Raw genomic sequence first — 20,748 nt, forward strand, 5'->3', positions numbered from 1 at the left:
CCCGGGCTTGGTGCGGGGTGCTCATTCACCGGGGCGGTCTTCGTCCGGAACGCCAAGGCCCCCGCCGTCCAGCACTGCCTGCACCAGGCCGGCGAGGAGCGCGGCCCGGCCGGGGAGCTGGTCGGCGAGCACGTGCTCGTCGACGGCGTGCGCCCCGCCGCCGACCGCGCCGAGCCCGTCCAGCGTGGGCACCCCGATGCCGGCGGTGAAGTTGCCGTCGGAGGCGCCCCCGACGGTGACCCCGGCCGGCGCCGGCAGGCCCAGCTGGGCCGACACCGCTGTGGCCAGCGCGAACAGCCCGGCCGAGGCGGTCTCCTCCAGCGGCGGCCGGTTGATCCCGCCGCGCAGCTCGAGGACCGCACCCGGCAGCTGCGGCGTCAGCGCGCGCATCCCGGCGTCGACCCGCTCCTGCTCGGCGGCGGTGCGCGCCCGGACGTCGACACTGAGCCGGCCGGTGGCCGGGACGGTGTTCGTGGTGGTGCCCGAGGTGAGCACCGTCGGGGTGACCGTGGTGCCCAGCGCGGGGTCGGCCAGGTCGGCGATCGCCAGCACCTGGTGGGCGAGCTCGACGGTGCTGCTGATGCCCTTCTCCGGTTCCAGCCCGGCGTGGGCGGCCCGACCGGTCACCAGGAGGTCGTACATCGAGGCGCCCTTCCGGCCGGTCTTGAGCGCACCGCCGTCGGCGCTGGCCTCCAGCACGAGCACCGCGTCGCAGCCCGCGGCCTCGGCCCGGATCAGGTCGGCCGACGTCGGGGAGCCGATCTCCTCGTCCCCGGTGACCAGCACGGTCACCCCGTCCAGGTCCTCGCCCCCGGCCTGCAGCCGGGCCAGCGCGGTGAAGACGAGCACGATGCCGGCCTTCATGTCGAAGCAGCCCGGGCCGCGCACCACCCCGTCGGTCACCGACCACGGGATCTCCGCCAGGGTGCCCAGTGGCCAGACCGTGTCCTGGTGGCAGAGCAGCAGCACCCGGCGGGGGCCCGCACCGAGCCGCCAGCGCAGGTGCGTGCAGCCCTCGTGCAGCAGCACCTCCGGCTCGGCCCCCAGCGCCTTCGCGCCCATCCGGGCCACCCGGGCCGCCCCGGCGGCCACTGCTGCCGGGTCGGCCGAGGGTGACTCGACGGTCACCAGCTCCTCGAGGTCGGCCAGCATCGCCGGCAGCAGCGCGTCGAACTCGGTGGGTCGGACGTCGTGGGGCAGCAGGTGGGTCACCGGGGGATCAGCCCTTCCTCGGGTTGGCGCGGCCGCCGGAGTGCACGTACGCGCTGCCGTCGGCCAGTTGGTAGAACGTGACCGCCGTCCAGCCGTGGGTACCCGGGGCGCGCATCGCGAACAGTCCGTCGGACACCGGCACGAGCTCGTGCTCCTGCACCGGCTGGCCGGTCGCCTCGGCCACGGCGCCGACCGCGGTCTGGCGCAGCACCAGCCCGCCGTCGCGCTCGAACACCTCCGTCTGCACCGAGCTCCGCTCGTAGGAGCCCACGTGGCGGGTGAGGTCCACCGCCGGTGGCTCGGCCGGCGGCTCCAGGCGGTCGGCCATGGTCACCCCGGCCAGCTCGGCGAAGACCTCGCGGTAGAGGTCGGCGTAGACGTCCAGCATGTCCCCGCCGTTGGTCAGCAGCGACACCACCAGGCCCTCGCCCGGGCGCTCGCCGGGCAGCACCCGCAGGAACGCCCCCTGACCCAGGGTGCCGCCGTCGTGGCCGTGCAGCCGTGCCCCGTGCCAGTCGAACCGGATCCAGCCCAGACCCCAGGATTCGCCGATCGCCCAGGTGTCCGGGAGGGCGGTCTGCGCGCTGGTCATCGCCGCCGCCGACTCCGCGGACAGCAGCCGGGTGCCGTCGGCGGTCACGCCCCCGCGCAGGTGTGCGGCGGCGAAGGCGGTGACGTCGCGGGCGGTGGCGTTGACCAGGCCGGCCGGGCCGAGCGAGCGGGGCAGCAGCCAGGTCGGCGACGGCTGCGGCTCGGCACCGGGCTCGGTGGCGATGTGCCCGACCGCGGCGCGGTGCAGGATCGCCTCCTCCGGCAGCGTGGAGGTGTGCGTCAACCCGAGCGGCTCGATGACCCGCTCGCGCAGGGCGGCGTCCCAGGTCTGGCCGGTGAGCACCTCGACCACCCGGCCGACCAGCGTGAAGCCGGAGTTGCAGTAGGAGAAGGTGGCGCCCAGCGGGTGGTTCTGCGCCACGTCGGCCAGCGCGGCCACGTACCGCTCGATGCAGTCGTCGCCGCGGCCGGTGTCGGTGAAGACGTCGCCGTCGATGCCGCTGGTGTGGGTGAGCAGATGTCGCATGGTCACCCGCTTGGCGACGTCGGGGTCGCCCAGCTGGAGCTCGGGCAGCACCTCGACCAGCGGGGCGTCCAGGTCCAGCTTCCCCTCGTCGACCAGCTGCATCACCAGCGTCGTCGTCCAGACCTTGGTGATCGAGCCGATCTGGAACACCGAGTCGGTGGTCACCTCGACGCCGGTCGCCTTGGTCAGCACGCCGGTGGCGGCCTCCACCAGCTCGTCGTCGGCACCCGGAGTCACCCGCCGGATCGCCAGCACCGCCCCCGGGACGCGGTACGCCGCGGCGAGCTCGTCCAGCCGCCGCTGCCAATGCGCGGCGTCCAGGACGGGGCGGCTGTTCCCGTGCTGCTGCGCCCAGGCGATCAGCCGCCGGCTGTAGCCGACCCGGTGCGAGGGCCGGCCGTCCAGGATGAACAGGTGTGAGCCGCCCGGGAAGAGGACCAGCTCGGTGGGGACGCGCTGGGTGCGCAGCGCGGTGAACCACTGCTCGGCCTGGCCGACCGGGCAGCGCTCGTCCGCACCGCCGTGCAGCACCAGCGTCGGCGTGCGGACCCGGTGCACGTTCGTGATCGGCGAGAGCGCCCGGACGGCGTCGGGGTCGGTCACCGGGTCGCCGTACTCCAGCGCGAGCACCTCCCCGGCGTCGCTGGTGCCGGTCATGCTGGTCAGGTCGGCGACCACCCCGCCGGCGATCGCAGCCGCGAACCGGTCGGTGCGGCCGGTCAGCCAGCAGGTCATGAAGCCGCCGTAGCTGTAGCCGGTGAGCACCAGCCGCGCCGGGTCGGCCACGCCCTCGGCGACCAGCTGGTCGACCGGGTCCAGGAAGTCGCGTTCGTCGGCGGTGCCCCAGCCGCGGACGGCGCCGGTGAGGAACGCCCGCCCGTACCCGTCGCTGCCGCGCGGGTTGACCAGCAGCACCGCCCAGCCCGCCGCGACCAGCGCCTGGTGGTACGGGTGCGCGGCATCGGCCACCGGGGACCAGGCGTTGTGCGGGCCGCCGTGCACGTCGACCAGCAGCGGCGCCGGCTGCGGGGTCGCCGGGTCGACCAGCAGCCAGCCGTGCACCTCCGTGCCGTCGTGCACGGTGAACGTCCGGGGCTGCGGCCGGACCAGCGCCACCTCGGGGAGCGAGGCCGCCGTGTGCGTGGTGAGCCGGGTGACGGTGCCCGAGCGCAAGTCGACCACGCCGACCTCGCCGTAGCTGGCCGGGTCGGCCAGGACGACGGCGGCGACGTCGGCCTCGCCGGCCACCGACAGCCCGGAGACGACGACGTCCGCGCCGGTCAGCACCGGACGGGGCGTGCCCGACCCGTCGACGGCGGTCGCGTAGACGTGCGAGCAGCCCCGGTCGCGGACGCAGAAGACGACCTCGGCGCCGTCCCGGGTCAGCTGCGGCAGCCCGCCGGGGTAGCCGGGGCCGCCCGGCATGACGTTGCGGTCCAGCGGTGCGGCCAGGTCGCGCTCGGCCGGGACGGCGTCCAGCGGCTGGACGAGCAGGCCGGCGTGGTCGACGGCGACCGTGGGCTGGCCGGTGACCAGCAGCGCCTCGCCGTCGGCGGTCCACACCATCGGGCCGGCCAGGCCGAGGCCGTCACCGACCCGGCGGGGTGGGCCACCGGCGACGTCGACCACGTGCGCCGGGGTGCGGTGGGTGAGGTCGGCGTCGGGGTCGGTCGCGGCGGCGAAGGCCAGCCGGCTGCCGTCGGGGGACCAGGCCGGCCGGCCGGCGTGCCAGTCACCCGAGGTCAGCTGCCGCACCTCGCCGGTCGCCAGGTCCAGCACGTGCAGGTGCTGCCGGACCCCGCGCAGCAGCCCCACGCCGTCGGCCTTGTGGCCGATCCGGGTGGTGCTGATCGGCGCGTGGTCGTCCTGCTCGGCCGGGCGGACCGGCGCGGTGAAGGCGATCCGGTCCCCGGCCGGGCTCCAGACCGGGGCGCCGGCGCCGGCGGGCAGGTTGGTCACCTGCTCGGCCTCACCGCCGTCGACCGGCAGCAGGTGCAGCTGCGGCGGCCCGTCGCCGCGGCGGAGGAAGGCGACCCGGTCGCCGGCGGGGGAGAAGGCCGGGCCGGTGTCGGCGGTGCCCCGGGTCAGCGGCGCCGGCGCGCCCCAGCCGTCGGCCGCGGCGCGGACCCGCCAGAGCGCGTACCGGTCGGCGTCGGCCGCGGTGTCGGTGGTGCGCAGCACGTAGACGACGGCGCGCCCGTCGGGGGAGACGGTGGGCTCGCCCGGCAGCTGCAGGGCGTGCACGTCCTCGAGAGCGAGTGGTCGACCCATGGGGCGAGCCTGCTGCCCGAGCTCCGCGTGCTCTTCGTCCGAGGCGACGAAGCGCTGCCGGGTGTGCTGGCGGCTGCGACCAGCGCAGGGTCAGGTCCGCTGCCGGGTGGCCAGGGTGTTGAGCAGCGCCGCGGCCTGCCGGGCGCCCGGCACCGTGACGGCGAAACGTCGTCCGTCGCCCTGGACCACCTCGACCGCCGCACCCCCGCGCAGCACGACGGCCCGGCGCCCGTCCCGGCCCACCCGGTAGCCCCAGCCGCCGAACTCGCGCAGCGGCCGGACGTCGACCACGGTGGCCTCGGCGATGTCGGCGAGCGGCACCTGCCAGGCGGGGCGGCCCAGCGGGGAGCGCACGGTCAGCCCACGCTCGTCGACCCAGACGCGGGCGGAGCCGAACAACAGGCCGATGACGAGCAGCAACGCAAGGGCCAGCAACAGCGGCGCCGGGGCGATGCCGAGGAGCACCAGCCCGCCGAGCACGAGGCCACCGGTGCCGAGCACGGCGAGGCCGACCGGCTCCATCGTCGCCCGGCCGGACCAGACGGCCCGCTCGCCGGGGGCGACGGACAGCCGGGGTGCCGTCTCGGGCGGGGCGCTGGATGCCCGTGCCGCTCCGGGCGGCGTGCCCGGCAACAGCCGGGCGGCGGCCGTGCCGACGAGGACGGCCAGCAGGCCGGCGACGATCACGGCCAGGGTGGGGGAGGGGGCCGTCGCGGGGTCGGCCAGGCCGCGCTGCCCGGCGATGCTGCCGACGACCAGCCCGACGCAGAAGACCGAGATCCCGGTCGCCGAGCCGGCCGCCAGTCGGCGCTCGGGGGCGGCGACGCGCCGGGCGCGCAGGACCAGCGCCGTGCCCAGCGACCCCAGCGCGGGGACGATGCCGGTGAGCAGCACCGTGCGCAGCGGGGCGGCGAAGCCGTCGGCGCCGTCGGTGCCCCAGTGGACAGCGACCGGCATCGGCAGTTCCGGCCGCCAGGACGCCACCAGCGCAGCACCGGCCGCCCAGACGGCCAGCGGCAGCGCGACGGCGGCGATCTCCCGGGCCCGGCGGAACGGGCTCCGCGCTGCGGTGAGGTCCCTGTCGTGTCCGTCGTTCAGGCCATCGTTCATGCCATCGCCTCTCTGACCATCTCGGTGACCTCGGTGGCGCTGAGCCCCAGGCGCCGCGCCTCCTCGACCAGTGCGTGCACTGCCTGGCGCAGCGCGGCGACCGCCGGTGCGGCGTCGGTGCGCACCTGGGCGCCGCGGCCGCGGCGGAGTTCGACCAGGCCCTCGGCCCGCAGCTCCTGGTAGCCGCGCAGCACGGTGTGCAGGTTGACCCCCAGCGCGGCCGCCAGGTCGCGGGCGCCGGGGAGACGCTCGCCCGGGGCGATCTCGCCCACGGCGATGCCCCGCCGCACGGCCGCGGAGATCTGCGCGTGCAGCGGCGCGGGGGAGTCGGGGTCGATGCGCACCAGCACGTTGGCAATCTAACTGTTCTATGCGGACTAGAACAAGTGCCACCTGTTCCCGGCGTCGGTCGGCGACGGCGGCATGATGCAGCGGGGTCCGCCGACCGGCTCGCACGCAGGTCGGCCGACGGACGCGCGACAGGAGGAGGGCGCCGGTGACCGAGCTGGAGACGATCGCCGAGGAGCTCTACGCCGTCGCCCCAGAGGAGTTCGTCGCAGCCCGCACCGCTGCCCGGGATCGGGCCCGCGCGGCCGGGCACAAGGAGCTGGCGAAGGCGGTCGCCGCACTGCCCAAGCCCACGACGGCGGCCTGGGTCTGCAACCTGCTGGTCCGCCGCCAGGCCGAGGAGGTCGACCAGCTGCTCGAGCTCGGGGAGCTGCTGCGGCAGGCCCAGGTCGACCTCTCCGCCGACCAGCTGCGCGCGCTGGGCCGGCAGCGGAACCAGGTGGTCGCCGCCCTGGCCCGGCAGGCGCGTGCGGTCGCGCACCGGGAGGGGCACGACGTCAGCAGTGCGGTCGCCGACCAGGTGGAGAGCACCCTGCGGGCGGCGATCGCCGATCCCGACGCCGGGACGGCGCTGCGGGCCGGCCGGCTGACGACCGCCCTGTCCTACAGCGGCCTGGGTCCGGTCGACCTCGGTGGCGCCGTGGCGACCCCGATCCGCGCCGGTGGGGCGGCCCCGGCCCCGGCCCGCGGTCAGGAAGCCCGGCCAGTTGCGGGCGCGGCGCCGGACGCCGACGCAGCCAAGCGGAGTCAGGCGGAGGAGCGGCGCCGCGAGGCCGAGGAGCGCCGCCGGGAGGCCGAGGAGCGCCGCGCTCGTGAGCTGGCGCAGGCCCGGCGGGACGCCGAGGAGGCCGCCGGGGTGGCCCGGGACGCCGACGCCGCCGTCGCGGCGGCGGAACAGCAGGTGGTCGAGGCAGCGGAGCGACGCGACGAGCTCCAGGAGCGGGCTGCCCGACTGGCCGAGGAGCTCCGACGGGTCGAGCGGCAGGCCGGCGAGGCGGCGGGCGCGGTCGGGGAGGCCGAGCACCGGCGGGACGCCGCGGTCCGCCGCGCGCACACCGCCGCCGCGATCCGGGACCGCGCCGCGGCGCGGGTGGAGGAGCTGGCGGACGCCGACGGGTGAGCGCCGGTCAGCTGCCGCCGTCGGTGGGGCCCGCCGTCCGCTGGCGCTTGCCGGCGTACAGCTCGGCGTCCGCGCGCTGCAGCAGCGCGGCCAGCGAGTCGCCGGCGCGGGCGGTCGCCGTCCCCACCGACCAGCTGATCGGGCCGCCGTCCAGTCGCTGGAGCAGTTCCTGTGCGCCCGGCCCGTCGGTGGCGGGCAGGCACAGCACGAACTCGTCGCCGCCGTAGCGGCCGAGCAGGTCGGCGGTGCGCAGCCGGGCCTGCCAGTGCTCGGCCACCTGCTGCAACAACCGGTCGCCGGCGCCGTGCCCGTCGCGGTCGTTCACCACCTTGAAGTCGTCGAGGTCGAGGACGGCGACCGTCAGCGGTTCCTTGCTGCGCAGCGCCCGGGCCAGGCTCCGGCCGGCCTCGGCCTCCCAGGACCGGCGGTTGGCCAGGCCGGTGAGCGGGTCGGTGGCGGCGTCGGTCCGCAGGGCGTTGTTGAGCCGGGCATGGGCCTCGGTGAGGAGGAGGGCGCTGATCGCGGTCATCACCCACGGGAGCGCCGCGGCCCGCGGGAGGCTGACGGCGGCGCCGATGCTCGCCGTCCCGACCGCCAGCGCGGCGTGGGTGCGGGCCGCGGGCAGGGAGCAGAAGTGCGCCGCGTACAGCCCGACCGCGATGAGCACCGGGCCGAGCCCGACGATGCCGACGGCGGTGACCGACTGCGAGGCGAGGAAGGCGACGAGCAGGGAGACGCCGGCCAGGGCGACGTGCCCGCCGGCGGGCGACAGCCGGTCGCCGCGCGCCAGGATCGCGGCCGCACCGCCGATCCCGACGACGGCGAGGGCACGGGTCAGCGCCACCGGGGTGTCGGGGTGCATCGGCCACAGCGCCCCGGCCGTGCAGAACAGCCCACCCGACCCGTACAGCAGCGCCAACAGCCCGACCCGGGCCGGGACCCGTCGGTCCGCCGTCACCTCGTCCACCTGCCGTTCTCCATGTCACCGCGTCCATCGGCGATCCGGGCAGGAGCTTGCACCACCGGCCCCGTGGACCGACTCGTCGGAGTGACCCGGCGGTGATCGCCGTCGTCCGGTGGCGGCGCTGCCGCGGGGCTACGGTCGGGTGATGGCCGACCTGCGCTTCTACTTCGACCCGGTGTGTCCCTTCGCCTGGATGACCAGCAAGTGGGTCCGGATGGTCAGCGCCCAGCGCGACCACCGGGTCGAGTGGCGGTTCATCTCGCTGCGGCTGCTCAACGCACACGTCGACTACGCGGCCCAGTTCCCGCCGGAGTACGAGGCCGGGCACACCGCCGGGCTGCGGCTGCTGCGCGTCGCCGCCAGGGCCCGGGTCGAGCACGGCCCGGACGTGGTCGGCGGCCTGTACGAGGCGCTGGGCCGGCGGGTCTTCGAGTCCGCTCCCCAGGCGGACGAGGACCGGGGGCAGCGGGGCACGGCTGAGTTCCTCGCCCCGGTGCTCGCCGAGGTCGGCCTGCCGGTCGAGCTGGCCGACGCGCTGGACGACGAGTCCTGGGACGCGACGATCCGCGCCGAGACCGACGAGGCGCTGGCGCTGACCGGAAAGGACGTCGGCACCCCGATCCTGCACTTCCAGCCGCCGGAGGGCGTGGCCTTCTTCGGCCCGGTGATCAGCCGGCTGCCGTCGGAGGAGGAGGCCGTCGCGCTGTGGGACCACGTGGTCGGTCTGGCGAGCTTCCCCGGTTTCGCCGAGCTCAAGCGCAGCCTGCGGGAGCGGCCCCAGCTGCCGGCCTTCGGCGTGACCCCCGGCGAGGCCGGCCAGCAGGAGGACTGGCACGGGGGCAGTCGCCGGCAGCACCGCTGAGCCGGCGCGACGACCCTGCCACGCTGGGTCCGGACGTCTGGCTTCCGCCGAACGGAAGTCGGGGTGACAGCCGGGCGCGCAGATGACACAACCGGCACGACGACTCACCGACGAGACGAGGCACACATGGCACTGCTCGAGGACGGCGCGTGGCGCGGCAAGATCTGGACCGGTTCCTGGACCGACGGCAGCGGTGGCACCTACACCGCAGTCGAACCGGCCACCGGTGCCGAGCTCGGTGAGGTCGGCAAGGCGACCCCCGCCGACGTGGAGAAGGCCGGCGCCCGCGCCGCCCAGGCCCAGCGGGAGTGGGCTGCGCTGCCGTTCGAGCAGCGCGCCGCGGTGCTCCGCCGGGCCGGTGACCTGCTGACCGAGCACGCCGCGGAGATCAAGGAGTGGCTGGCCCGGGAGTCCGGCGCCATCCAGCCCTTCGGCGACTTCCAGGTGCACACCAGCGCCCAGGAGTGCTACGAGGCCTCCGCCCTGCCCAGCCACCCCTACGGCGAGCTGCTGCGCAGCGGCTCACCCCGGCTGTCGTTCGCCCGGCGGGTGCCGGCCGGCGTCGTCGGGGTGATCGCGCCGTTCAACGTGCCGACCATCCTGGCCATCCGGGCGATCGCCCCGGCGCTGGCGCTGGGCAACGCGGTGGTCCTCAAGCCCGACCCGCGCACCGCCATCTGTGGCGGGGCGGTGTTCGCCCGGGTGTTCGAGGAGGCCGGGGTGCCCGCCGGGGTGTTCCAGGTGCTGCCGGGCGGTGCCGACGTCGGGCAGGCGCTGGTCACCGACCCCGCCGTCCGGGTCATCGCCTTCACCGGCTCCACCAAGGCCGGGCGCTCGGTCGGCGCGCTCGCCGGTCAGCACCTCAAGCGGGCGCACCTGGAGCTGGGCGGCAACTCAGCGCTCATCGTGATGGGCGACGTCGACGTGACCGCCGCGGCCTCGGTCGGCGCGTGGGGCACCTTCGCCCACCAGGGGCAGATCTGCATGGCGACCAGCCGGCACCTGGTGCACGAGTCGATCGCCGAGGAGTACACCGCCATCCTCACCAGCAAGGTCGAGAACCTGCCGGTGGGGGACACCTGGCGTGACCAGGTGGCGCTCGGCCCGATCATCGACGCCGGCCAGCGCGACCGGGTGCACGGGCTGGTCACCGCCAGCATCGACAGCGGGGCCACGGTGCGCACCGGTGGCACCTACGAGGGGTTGTTCTACCGGCCGACCGTGCTCGGCGACGTGCCCGTCGACTCCCCGGCCTACCAGGAGGAGATCTTCGGCCCGGTGGCACCGGTGACGCCGTTCTCCTCGCTGGACGAGGTGGCGGCGATGGCGGCCGGCACCGAGTACGGGCTGTCGCTCGGCATCCTGACCCGCGACGTCTACGCCGGCCTGCAGCTGGCCGAGCGGATCCCGTCCGGCCTGGTGCACATCAACGACCAGACGGTCAACGACGAGGCGGTGGCCCCGTTCGGTGGGGTGGGCGCCTCCGGCACCGGCTCCCGGCACGGCGGCCCGCAGGCCAACATCGAGGCGTTCACCGAGACCCAGTGGGTCACGCTGCGCGGGGACCTGCCGGCCTACCCGTTCTGACCCTCCGGCACGACGACGGCCCCGGTCCCGCAGCAGCGGGACCGGGGCCGTCGTCGTCAGGCGAGGTGCAGGTCAGGCGGAGTCGCGCCCGGTCACGTCGACCGGCTCGCCCAGGTGCCGACGACCACCGGTCTTGGAGACCTCGAAGTCCGCGCCGAGCTCCTCCAGCGCCAGCCGGCCGTACACCTGCTGCTGGGTGGCGGTCCGCTGCGAGCGGCCGCGGCCCAGGAAGCTGACCGCCCAGTGGATCACCGTGGTGAACCGGTTCTTGAAGCCCACCTGGTACATGATGTGCACCGCGAGCCACAGCACCCAGGCGAGGAAGCCGCCGAACTGGAACTTCCAGGTGTCGGCGACCGCGTGGAACCGCGAGATGGTCGCCATGCTGCCCTTGTCGAAGTACGTGAACTCCGGGGCGGTGGGCCGGCCGGCGAGCCTGGCCTTGACGGCGTCCGCGGCGAACTTGCCGCCCTGGATGGCGACCTGGGCGACGCCGGGGAGCCGCTTGAGCGAGATCATGTCGCCGACCACGTGCACCTCGGGGTGGCCCGGCAGGGTGAGGTCGTCCTGCACCGAGATCCGGCCGGCGCGGTCGACTGCGGCACCGGACTGCTCGCCGAGGACCTTGCCCAGCGGGCTGGCCTGCACGCCCGCCGCCCAGATCTTGGTGGCGGCGTGGATGCGGCGCTGGTGGCCGTCGCCGTCCTTGACCACGATGCCGTCGGCGTCGACGTCGGTGACCATCGCGCCCAGCTGGACCTCGACACCGATCTCGTTGAGCTGCTTGTGCGCCTTCTGGCCGAGCTTGTCGACGAACGGCGGCAGCACCTTCGGTGCCGCGTCGAGCAGGATCACCCGGGCGCTGGTCGGGTCGATCCGGCGGAAGTCCTTGCGCAACGTGCGGCGGGCCAGCTCGGCGATCTGCCCGGCCATCTCCACCCCGGTCGGGCCGGCGCCGACGACCACGAAGGTCAGCAGCCGGTCGATCTCGGCCGGGTCGGTGGCCAGCTCGGCGAGCTCGAAGGCGCCGAAGATGCGGCCGCGCAGCTCGAGGGCGTCGTCGATGCTCTTCATGCCGGGGGCGAACTCGGCGAACTGGTCGTTGCCGAAGTAGGACTGCCCGGCGCCGGCGGCCACGATCAGCTCGTCGTACTCGTGCACCGAGGTGCGGCCGAGCACGGTGGAGGTGACGGTGCGGGCGGCGAGGTTGATGTCGGTGACCTCACCGAGCACGACGCGGGCGTTGGCCTGGTCCCGGAGGATCTCCCGGGTGGCCGGCGCGATCTCCCCTTCGGAGAGGATGCCGGTCGCCACCTGGTAGAGCAGCGGCTGGAAGAGGTGATGGCTCGTCTTGGCCACGAGCGTGATGTCGACCGGGGCCTTCTTCAGCTGCTTGGCGGCGAAGAGACCGCCGAAACCTGATCCGACGATGACGACCCTGGGGCGACGTCCGGTCGGCTGGGTCACGGTGGTCACACTGGCTCCTGATGTCGTCATGATGACTGATCCTCCCACTACTGCTCCGGAACGTGCGGGCGCCCTCCGCTACGGGGCGCCGTCGTCCCGGACACAGTCGGCATCCACATGAGCAGCCTGGAGGCGAACGGTGTTCCCGTCGCGGTGTGCGTCCCAGGTCTCGGTCTGGACGAACGGTCCTGGGCGCGGGTCCTGCGGCGGGCCCGCGGGGACGTGGTGCGACTGCCGGGGATGGGTGTCCGGGGGCCGGTCGGCACCCTGCCGGAGCTGACCGACCAGCTGCTGGCGGCGCTCGGGCCGGGCCGCTGTGTGCTGGTCGCGCACTCGCAGAGCTGTCAGGTGGTGGCGGCTGCCGCCGCGCGGGACGCCCGGGTGGTCGGCGTGCTGCTGCTCGGCCCGACCACCGACCCGCGGATGCGCCGGATGCCGGTGCTGGCCGGTCGCTGGGTGCGCACGGCGGTGCGGGAGCAGTGGTGGCAGGTGCCGTCCATCGTCGCGCAGTGGCTGCGGACCGGGCCCAGGGACATGACCGCGCTGTGGCGGCGGACTGCGCCGGACCCCATCGACGAGCGGCTGCGCCGGGTGGACGTGCCGGTGGTCGTCGTCCGTGGGGAGCGCGACGCGCTCTGTCCCCGGGACTGGGCGGTGCGCCTGGCCGGGTCGGCCCCCCGCGGTCGGTTCGTCGAGCTGCCGGGTGCGGCGCACATGACGCCGCAGACCCGCCCGGACGACGTCGCCGGCCTACTGGCCGGCCTGCTCGCCGAGATGGACGAGGAGCAGGCCGGCTGACGTACGGCAGCGGCTACCTGCGGCCGGAGCGGGACGGCTTCCGGCGAGTGGCGACCCGGGCCTCCCGGCCGGTGAGGGCCTGGGTGAGCAGACCGATCCCGATCCCGAACATCCAGACGTCCTTGGCGATCGGCAGCCCGTCCTGGGTGGGGGCCACGCTCTTGCCCGGCTTGGTCATCCCCGGGGTGCGCAGGTAGAGCCCCAGCAGCCCGGCGGAGAAGCCGGTGAGCGCGGCGCCGGCGACCGCCGTGGGCACGAACGGGGTCAGCAGCAGCGCCCCGATGGTGATCTCTGCCGTCGACAGTCCCTTGGCGAAGGTGGTCGCCGGGACCTTCTTCAGCACCGGGTAGGTGCCGGCGGCGAAGCCGTGCAGTCCGGACGCGGTGGCCTCGTCGGCGGCGCGCTTGCCGAGGCCGGAGTTGAGGATGAACGCCCCGGTGGCGATGCGCGGGGCGATCTCGCTGGGGGTGATGGGCAGGCGCATGGCGACCTCTACTCGTCTACGGGTTTGCTGAAGTGCTCAACATCATCGTCGCGGTCGCCGGGCGGTCGCGCGACCCGGGTCGGCCACCAGAACGGGCCGGGGGCGGCCTCAGCAGTGCTGAGACCGCCCCCGACCCGGATGATCAGCGGCCGGTGCGCCCTCGGCCGCGGCCGGCCCCGCTGGGAGCCTGACCCGCCCGGGCGGCGAGCTCGGCGCGGGTGCGCGCCGGGCCGGCCGAACGGGTCTGCCCGCCGCGGCCGCCACCGGACGACGCCGCCGGCGCCGCGCCGCCACCGCCACCGGAGCGCCGACGACGGCCGCCGTTGCCGCCCCCACCGGTGCCCTGCGGCTGCGGGGCCGGTGCGGGGGCGGGCTCGACGTACGGTGCGGCCGGACCGGTCAGTGCGGTGATCTCCCGGGCGCCGGGCTTGATCGCCGACACGTCGGGGGTGATCCCGGCCTGCCGGGCCAGGGTGCGGACCTCGCCGGCCTGGTCGGGCGTGGCGATGGTGACCACGATGCCGCCGGCGCCGGCGCGGGCGGTGCGGCCCGAGCGGTGCAGGTAGGCCTTGTGCTCGGCCGGCGGGTCTACGTGCACGACGATCGCCACGTCGTCCACGTGGATGCCGCGGGCGGCGATGTCGGTCGCGCACAGCACCCGGGTGTCGCCGTTGCTGAAGGCCTCGAGGTTGCGCTCGCGGGCGTTCTGGCTGAGGTTGCCGTGCAGGTCCACGGCGGGGACGCCGGCGGCCGTGAGCTGCTTGGCGAGCTTCTTGGCCTGGTGCTTGGTGCGGGTGAACATCACCGTCCGGCCCAGCCCGGAGGCGAGCTCCTGCACGATCTGGCCCTTGTCGGCGGCGTCCACCCGGAACACGTGGTGGGTCATCGTCGAGACCGGCGCCACGGCCGGGTCGACCGAGTGCGTGGTCGGCCGGTCCAGGTAGCGCTTGACCAGCACGTCGACGCCGTTGTCCAGGGTGGCGGAGAAGAGCAGCCGCTGGCCGATCTTGGGGGTGCGGTCCAGCAGGCGCTTGACGCCGGGCAGGAAGCCCAGGTCGGCCATGTGGTCGGCCTCGTCGAGGATGGTGATCTCCACGGCGCCGAGGTCGCAGTGACCCTGGCCGATGAGGTCCTCCAGCCGGCCGGGGCAGGCGATGAGCACGTCGACCCCGCCGGCCAGCGCCTGCACCTGCGGGTTCTGCCCGACGCCACCGAAGACGACGGTCGACCGCATGCCGAGCGCGCGGGCCAGCGGGTCGACGACGGCGGCGACCTGGTTGGCCAGCTCGCGGGTCGGCACCAGGATCAGCGCGCGGGGCCGCTTGGGCTGGCGCTTGGTGGTGGAGGAGGCGAGCCGGGCGACCAGCGGGATGCTGAAGGCCAGCGTCTTGCCCGAGCCGGTGCGCCCGCGGCCGAGCACGTCCTGGCCGGCCAAGGTGTCCGGCAGCGTGGCGACCTGGATCGGGAACGGCGAGGTGATGCCGCTGGCGGTGAGCACCTCGACGAGCGGGGCGGGCACGCCGAGCTCGGCAAAGGTGGTGTCGGTGGGCAGCACGGTGGGGACGTCGCCGGTCGGCACGACCGGGGCGGCCGGCACGTGCTCGTCGGCGCGGGGGGCGGTCGGCTGGCCCTCCGGGCGCGGACCGGCGCCCCGGCCGCGGCCGCCACGACGGCGGCGGTTGCCCTCCGCGCTGCCCTCGGCCGGCGGTGCGGCGGGGGCGCGGAAGGCGGGGGAGCCGGTGCTCGCCGTGGGGGCGGTGGACGGACGGGTCGCGCGACGGCGCGGGCGGTCAGCGCTGTCGTTCTGGGCAGGGGGGAACGAGTTGGTCATCTGGGGTTCCTCAACACTCCGGTGGCCACCGTTCGTCCACCGCGGGCGGGGCCACCGCAGGGGGCCGCATCGCTCTTCCGGGTCGGACGTCGGGTCGCCGGCGCGCCTCGGTGGCGCAGCCTCGCGCCGACGTCGAGTCCACCTGCTCTCGGATGAGCGGGGGGCGGCGCCGGTGTCCCTCACTCTGCCAGACCCGGTCGGTCACCGGGCGCAGGCGGGGGAGGGACTGGTCACATCGGGTCGGTCAGCGGTGGCGCCCGTGCACCAGGCCCATCACCCGGGCGAGCACGCCGGCGGCGTTCGCCGGCCGGCCGAAGCTCATCAGGTCCACCGGCAGCCCGACCCGCTGCCGGGTGATCGCCTTGGCCCGGGTGAACTCGCGCAGCCCGTCCTCGCCGTGGATCCGGCCGAAGCCGCTCTCCCCGACCCCGCCGAAGGGCAGCGCCGGCACCGAGGCGAAGGTGAGCACCGAGTTGATCGAGGTCATCCCGCTGCGCATCCGGCGGGCCAGGTCCATCGCCCGGTCCGTCGACCCGCTGAACACCGAGCCGCCCAGCCCCATCGTGGAGTCGTTGGCCCGGCGCAGGCCCTCCTCGGCGTCGGCCACCTCGGCGATGGTCAGGGTCGGGCCGAAGGTCTCCTCCCGGACGGCGGCGGAGCTCTCCGGCACGTCGAGCAGCACGGTGGGGGCGATGAACCCGCCCTCGACGGTCGCACCGGTCACCGCCCGTCCACCGGTGGCCACCGCGTCGTCCAGGTGCCGGCGGACGACCTCGGTCTGGCTCGCCATGGTCATCGGGCCGTAGGCCGCCGCGTCGTCCGAACCCGGCCGCAGCGCGGCCGTCCGGCGGGTGACCTCGGCGACGAACCGGTCGTAGACGGCGCTGGTGGCGTAGACCCGCTCGATGCCGATGCAGGTCTGCCCGGCGTTGCTCATCGCCCCCCACACCGCGGCGTCGGCGGCGGCGCTCACGTCGGCGTCGTCGTCGACGATCATCGCGTCCTTGCCGCCGCACTCCATGAGCACGGGCGTGAGGGTCTCGGCGCAGGCGGCCATCACCTTCCGGCCGGTGGCGGCCGACCCGGTGAAGGCGAGCTTGTCGACCCCGGCCCGGCAGAGGGCGGCACCCGTCTCCCCGGACCCGGTGACCAGCTGGAGGGCGTCGGCGACGTCGGGGACCGCGGTCTGCCAGGCATCGACCAGCCAGGCGCCGACCGCGGGGGTGAACTCGCTGGGCTTGAAGACGACTGCGTTGCCGGCGGCCAGCGCGTAGGCGATCGAGCCCATCGGGGTGAAGACGGGGTAGTTCCACGGTCCGATCACGCCGACGACGCCCAGCGGCTGGTACTCGAGGTGGGCCGCGTGGTTGGCAGCCAGCATCCCGACCTTGACCCGACGGGGGCCGAGGGTCTTCTCCGCGTGCCCGGCGGCCCAGGCCAGGTGGTCGACGGCGAGGGTGATCTCCAGGATCGCGTCGGCGCGCGGCTTGCCGTTCTCCCGGTGCACGAGATCGGCGAGCTCGTGCACCCGCCGGGCGAGGTGACCGCGGTAGGCCGCCAGCCGGAGCCGCCGTTCGGCGAACCCCAGCGCCGCCCAGGACCCGGAGCTCGGGCGGGCGCGCTCGACGGCCTGCCGGACGGCGTCCGCGTCGTCCACGGGGAACACCCCGACGACGTCGCCGGTGGCCGGGTCGGTCGTCTCGAACGTGCCGGCCCGGCCGGCCGACGGACCAGGGACGCTGTCCAACTCCTCGTCGAGCGACATGTGACCCAGGTTACTGGTCGGTAGTGTCGGGACCGGGGCGGGGTGACCACGGAACCGGTGACGTGCCCGGCCGGCACAGAGCTCCCCGGTGACCGCACGGTCGACCTGGACAGCCGGTCGGACGACGTCGGGGAGTGGCTGCCCGCCCCCCGCCGCTCCGTCTGTCACTCCCGCGGGCCGTGTACCGAGGGTGGCGGGTGAGCGGCCCCGGGCAGCGGGCCGCTGGACCGCGCCGGCACCTGTGAGCGCGCTGAGTGTGCGGCATCACGAAGCGTGAGGTGTTGCGTTCGCGTGGCGGGGAAGGCGGGACAAAAGTGCCAGGCCAGTGCGGGACTGTGGTCGACCTGATCGTCTGACATCAGGCTGCCCATCACTCAATGTGATGAACGTTGATCATCTGTGCGTTTGAGTGGGGTCTGCGGTGGGGACATGATCATCCGCTTCTGGAGACGCCAGGACGCACGACGGTCCGCCGTCGACACAAGGAGGCACACATGATCTGGAACATCATCGTACTGATCGTCATCGGCGCCATCGCCGGGTTCATCGCCCGCGCCGTCATCCCCGGCAAGCAGGACCTCAGCATCGGTCTGACGATCGTGCTCGGCATCGTCGGCTCGCTGGTCGGCAACCTGCTCGGGAGCCTCCTCACCGGTGACGGCTTCGAGATCGGCACCGCCGGCATCATCGGCTCGATCATCGGCGCGATCATCGTGCTCGGGATCTACGTCATGACCACGGGACGCAAGAACATCTCCCGCTGACGGGAGTCCGCACTCCCTGACACACGTCGAGGGCCCGGCCGTACTGGCCGGGCCCTCGACGTCTGTCCGGGCACCTCCCGGACGCGCTCCTCGGGCATGCTGCCCGGGTGCCCACCCCCGCCGAACTGCGCCGTCGGGTGCTGGCCGCCTGGACCGACTCCCCGGCCCGGTTCCGGGAGGACGCCAACGCCGAGGAGGACCTGGTCCGCGGCGGCTACCGCGACCGGCTCCTCGTGGAGCTCGCCCAGAACGCCGCCGACGCGGCGAGCCGGGCCGGGGTCCGGGGGCACCTCCGGCTCGACCTGACCGACGGCGTCCTGCGGGCCGCCAACACCGGGGCAGCGCTGGACGACGACGGCGTCCAGGCGCTGGCGACCCTGCGGGCGTCGGCCAAGCGGGACACCGGCGACACCGTCGGCCGCTTCGGCGTCGGCTTCGCGGCCGTGCTCGCGGTGACCGACGAGCCGGCCGTCCTCTCCACCGACCGCTCCGTGCGGTTCAGCGCCGCCGACACCCGCACGGCGGTCGCCGCCCTCTCCGCCCTCGGGCCCGAGCTGGCCCGCCGGGGCGGTGCCGTGCCGGTCCTGCGCCTGCCGTTCGAGACCGACGGCCGGCCCGCGGCCGGGTTCGCCACCGAGGTCGTGCTGCCGCTGCGGCCGGACGCCGTCGCGGCGGTGCGGACGTCGTTGCAGGCACTGGAACCAGAGGTGTTGCTGGCGCTGCCCGCGCTGAGCCGGGTCGACGTGGTGCTCGACGGCCGGGTCCGCACCTCCACCCGCGAGGACGACGGCCCGCGGGTCCGGCTGGCCGGCGGGGACACGGTGACGACCTGGCAGCTGGTGCAGCGCACCGGTGACCTGCCCGCGGCGCTGTTCGCCGACCGGCCCGTCGAGGAGCGGGAACGCCGGCGGTACGCCGTCACCTGGGCCGTCCCGGTCGACGACGACGGGGTGCCGCTCCCGTTGGCCGGCCGGCAGGTGCTGCACGCGCCGACCCCGAGTGATGAACCGCTGTCGCTGCCGGTCCGGCTGATCGCTCCCTTCCCCCTGGGCCCGGACCGGCGGCACGTGGCCCCCGGTCCGGTCACCGACGCGCTCGTCCAGGTGGCGGCCGACGGCTACGCCGACCTGCTCGCCACGCTGCCCGCCGACCCGGTCCTGCTGCAACTGGTGCCGGCCGTCGGGCTGGCGGCTGCCGACCTGGACGCCGCGGTGTGCCGGGCGGTGCTCGACCGGGTCACCGCGACCGCGTGGCTGCCGGCCGCCGACCCGGAGGAGCCGCCGCTGCGTCCGGACCGGGCCGTGGCGCTGGACGACCCGACCGACGACCGGGTCGCCGCCCTGGTCGGCGTGCTCCCCGGCCTGCTGCCCGCCGGCTGGTCCCGGCGCACCGACGCCCGGGTGCTGGCCGCCCTCGGCGTGCGTCGCGCCGGGTGGGCCGACGTGGTCGAGGCGGTGCGCGGGGTGCGGCGGCCAGGGGAGTGGTGGGCCCGGCTCTACGGCGCGCTGGACGGCGCCGACCGCGACGAGTTGGCCGCGCTGCCGGTGCCGCTGGCCGACGGGCGAACGGCGCAGACCCCGGCCGGCGTGCTGCTCGCCGACGAGTCGCTGCCCGCCGCGCGGCTGGCTCCGCTCGGACTGCGGATCGCCGACCCGGCCGTGGCGGCCGGTCCGGCCCGGCGGGTGCTGGAGCGGCTGGGCGCGCGGCCGGCGACCGCAGCCGCGGTGCTCGCCGACCCGGACGTGCGCGCGGCGGTGGAGAGCTCGCTGGACCGGGCCGACGACGACGAGGACGTCGAGCCGCTGGCCCTCGCCGTCCTCGCCCTCGTCGCCGCGGCAGCACCTGCTCCCGGGGACCTGCCGTGGCTGGCGGAGCTCGCGCTGCCCGACGACGACGGCGGCTGGGCGCCCGCCGGGGAGCTGGTGTGCCCCGGGTCGCCGCTGGCCGACGTGCTCGCGCCCGGGGCGCTCGGCGCCCTCGACCCGGAGTTCGCCCGCGGCCAGGACGTCGACGTACTGCGCGCGGTGGGCGTGCTGGACACCTTCGCCCTGCTGACCGCCGAGGACCCCGACGACCTGGACGTCGACCGGGTCGAGGAGTGGGTGGACGCCGTGCTGGACCGGCTGCCGGCCGATGCGCCGCCGCCGGAGTGGCCGGTGCTCACGGCGGTGCGGGACCTGGAGCTGGTGCGTGACTGGGAGTCCGCGATGCCGCTCCTCGCCGCCCTGCCGCCGGCCGCCCGGGCCGACCTCGACCTCGGCGGCACCGTCGTCCCCGGTTATCTGCGCTGGTGGCTGCGCACCTCACCGGTCCTGGGCGGGGCGCGGCCGGCCCGGCTCCGCGCCGCGGACGCCGCCGAGTTACAGGGACTGTACGAACCGGTCGGCGACCTCCCCGGCGCGGTGCTCGACCTGCTCGGCGTCCCGGCCACGGTGGCCGACGTGCTGGCCGACGTGGACGACGCGATCGACCTGCTCGACCGGCTCGGGGACCCGGCGCGCACGGTCTCCTCGACGGTGCTGCGCACGGTGTACGCCCAGCTCGCCGAGGCGCTGGACGGTGTGGACGTCGACCCGCCGGCGCGGGTCCGGACCGCGCCGGACCAGGTCAGCGACGCGGCGGTGGTGCTGGACGCGCCGTGGTTACAGCCACTGGTCTCATCGGCCGTGGTGCCCGCCGGTGGCCGCCCCGTCGCGGTCGCCGACCTGCTGGACGTGCCGCTGGCCAGCGAGGAGGTCGCCGCCCGGGTGACCAGCCGCCCGGCCCGGACGGTCGGCTGGGCCGAGGTGCCCGGTGCCGGCTTGGCCGCCGCCCGGTTGGGGCTGACCGCGCTGACCGGGTCGGTCGCCGTCCACCCGACGCTGACCGTGACCGGTGGGGTCGAGGTTGCCTGGTGGCCCGGTGCCGACGTCGACGCGGTGGACGGGACGCCGGCCGCCCTCGGCCGGGCGCTGGCCTGGCGGGCCGGCGCCTGGCCGCTGCGACAGGCGCTGGCCGAGGCGTTCGCCCATCCGCACCGCGCCACCGAGCTCGCCGCCGAGGACGCCGTCGCACCCCCACCCGCCGGTTGAGCGACCCTCCTGCAGG

The 20,748-nt window shown here is 75.5% G+C and carries 15 protein-coding genes; 6 read left to right on the forward strand and 9 right to left on the reverse strand.

The window, feature by feature from the left end; all coding sequences use genetic code 11:
• Positions 1 to 21 precede the first annotated feature (21 nt).
• The 4 genes from O2W53_RS13765 to O2W53_RS13780 all read right to left on the reverse strand — a co-directional run bounded on the left by O2W53_RS13765 (position 22) and on the right by O2W53_RS13780 (position 6,021).
• Positions 22 to 1,212 (reverse strand): M20 family metallopeptidase, encoded by a 1,191-nt coding sequence (locus tag O2W53_RS13765; protein WP_269163612.1) that lies wholly within the window; start codon positions 1,210 to 1,212, stop codon positions 22 to 24.
• 7 nt (positions 1,213 to 1,219) lie between these two features.
• Entirely contained in the window at positions 1,220 to 4,561 is a 3,342-nt protein-coding gene (locus O2W53_RS13770; protein ID WP_269163613.1) for a serine hydrolase, read from the reverse strand.
• 90 nt (positions 4,562 to 4,651) lie between these two features.
• Positions 4,652 to 5,671, reverse strand: coding sequence for a hypothetical protein (locus O2W53_RS13775; protein WP_269163614.1), 1,020 nt, complete (start codon positions 5,669 to 5,671; stop codon positions 4,652 to 4,654).
• A complete protein-coding gene (locus O2W53_RS13780) occupies positions 5,668 to 6,021 on the reverse strand; it encodes a GntR family transcriptional regulator (protein ID WP_269163615.1) in 354 nt (117 codons plus the stop codon). Before O2W53_RS13780 ends, O2W53_RS13775 begins: the two co-directional genes overlap by 4 nt.
• Before the next feature lie 146 nt (positions 6,022 to 6,167).
• Here O2W53_RS13780 and O2W53_RS13785 point away from each other — a divergent pair, with 146 nt between their 5' ends.
• Positions 6,168 to 7,139, forward strand: coding sequence for a hypothetical protein (locus tag O2W53_RS13785; RefSeq protein ID WP_269163616.1), 972 nt, complete (start codon positions 6,168 to 6,170; stop codon positions 7,137 to 7,139).
• A 7-nt stretch (positions 7,140 to 7,146) separates the two neighbouring features.
• On the opposite strand, the gene O2W53_RS13790 is transcribed toward O2W53_RS13785, so the two are convergent.
• A complete protein-coding gene (locus O2W53_RS13790) occupies positions 7,147 to 8,097 on the reverse strand; it encodes a GGDEF domain-containing protein (RefSeq protein ID WP_269163617.1) in 951 nt (316 codons plus the stop codon).
• A gap of 151 nt (positions 8,098 to 8,248) precedes the next feature.
• Here O2W53_RS13790 and O2W53_RS13795 point away from each other — a divergent pair, with 151 nt between their 5' ends.
• Both O2W53_RS13795 and O2W53_RS13800 read left to right on the forward strand, forming a co-directional pair.
• Positions 8,249 to 8,965, forward strand: coding sequence for a mycothiol-dependent nitroreductase Rv2466c family protein (locus O2W53_RS13795; protein WP_269163618.1), 717 nt, complete (start codon positions 8,249 to 8,251; stop codon positions 8,963 to 8,965).
• 126 nt (positions 8,966 to 9,091) lie between these two features.
• Positions 9,092 to 10,552, forward strand: a complete 1,461-nt coding sequence (locus O2W53_RS13800; protein WP_036336907.1) for a benzaldehyde dehydrogenase — start codon at positions 9,092 to 9,094, stop codon at positions 10,550 to 10,552.
• A gap of 72 nt (positions 10,553 to 10,624) precedes the next feature.
• Here O2W53_RS13800 and O2W53_RS13805 read toward each other — a convergent pair whose 3' ends face one another.
• Positions 10,625 to 12,028, reverse strand: coding sequence for an NAD(P)/FAD-dependent oxidoreductase (locus O2W53_RS13805; protein WP_269163619.1), 1,404 nt, complete (start codon positions 12,026 to 12,028; stop codon positions 10,625 to 10,627).
• A 108-nt stretch (positions 12,029 to 12,136) separates the two neighbouring features.
• On the opposite strand from O2W53_RS13805, the gene O2W53_RS13810 reads away from it, so the two are divergent.
• Entirely contained in the window at positions 12,137 to 12,817 is a 681-nt protein-coding gene (locus O2W53_RS13810; RefSeq protein WP_269163620.1) for an alpha/beta fold hydrolase, read from the forward strand.
• 13 nt (positions 12,818 to 12,830) lie between these two features.
• Here the strand turns inward: O2W53_RS13810 and O2W53_RS13815 are convergent, their stop codons facing one another.
• From O2W53_RS13815 to O2W53_RS13825, 3 genes are all read right to left on the reverse strand, one after another.
• The gene (locus O2W53_RS13815; RefSeq protein ID WP_269163621.1) at positions 12,831 to 13,301 is read right to left on the reverse strand and encodes a hypothetical protein; all 471 of its coding nucleotides are present in this window, start codon (positions 13,299 to 13,301) and stop codon (positions 12,831 to 12,833) included.
• A gap of 142 nt (positions 13,302 to 13,443) precedes the next feature.
• On the reverse strand, positions 13,444 to 15,132 hold the full coding sequence (locus O2W53_RS13820) for a DEAD/DEAH box helicase (RefSeq protein WP_269163622.1): 1,689 nt from the start codon (positions 15,130 to 15,132) through the stop codon (positions 13,444 to 13,446).
• Between the two features lie 244 nt (positions 15,133 to 15,376).
• Positions 15,377 to 16,897: an aldehyde dehydrogenase family protein gene (locus tag O2W53_RS13825; RefSeq protein WP_269163623.1), complete on the reverse strand. Its 1,521-nt coding sequence runs from the start codon at positions 16,895 to 16,897 to the stop codon at positions 15,377 to 15,379.
• Between the two features lie 494 nt (positions 16,898 to 17,391).
• On the opposite strand from O2W53_RS13825, the gene O2W53_RS13830 reads away from it, so the two are divergent.
• Positions 17,392 to 17,661: a GlsB/YeaQ/YmgE family stress response membrane protein gene (locus O2W53_RS13830; protein ID WP_269163624.1), complete on the forward strand. Its 270-nt coding sequence runs from the start codon at positions 17,392 to 17,394 to the stop codon at positions 17,659 to 17,661.
• A 107-nt stretch (positions 17,662 to 17,768) separates the two neighbouring features.
• On the forward strand, positions 17,769 to 20,732 hold the full coding sequence (locus tag O2W53_RS13835; RefSeq protein ID WP_269163625.1) for a sacsin N-terminal ATP-binding-like domain-containing protein: 2,964 nt from the start codon (positions 17,769 to 17,771) through the stop codon (positions 20,730 to 20,732).
• The last annotated feature ends 16 nt before the right edge of the window (positions 20,733 to 20,748 follow it).

It is taken from the genome of Modestobacter sp. VKM Ac-2978 (assembly GCF_026968025.1).
In the GTDB taxonomy this organism is placed as follows: Bacteria; Actinomycetota; Actinomycetes; order Mycobacteriales; family Geodermatophilaceae; genus Modestobacter.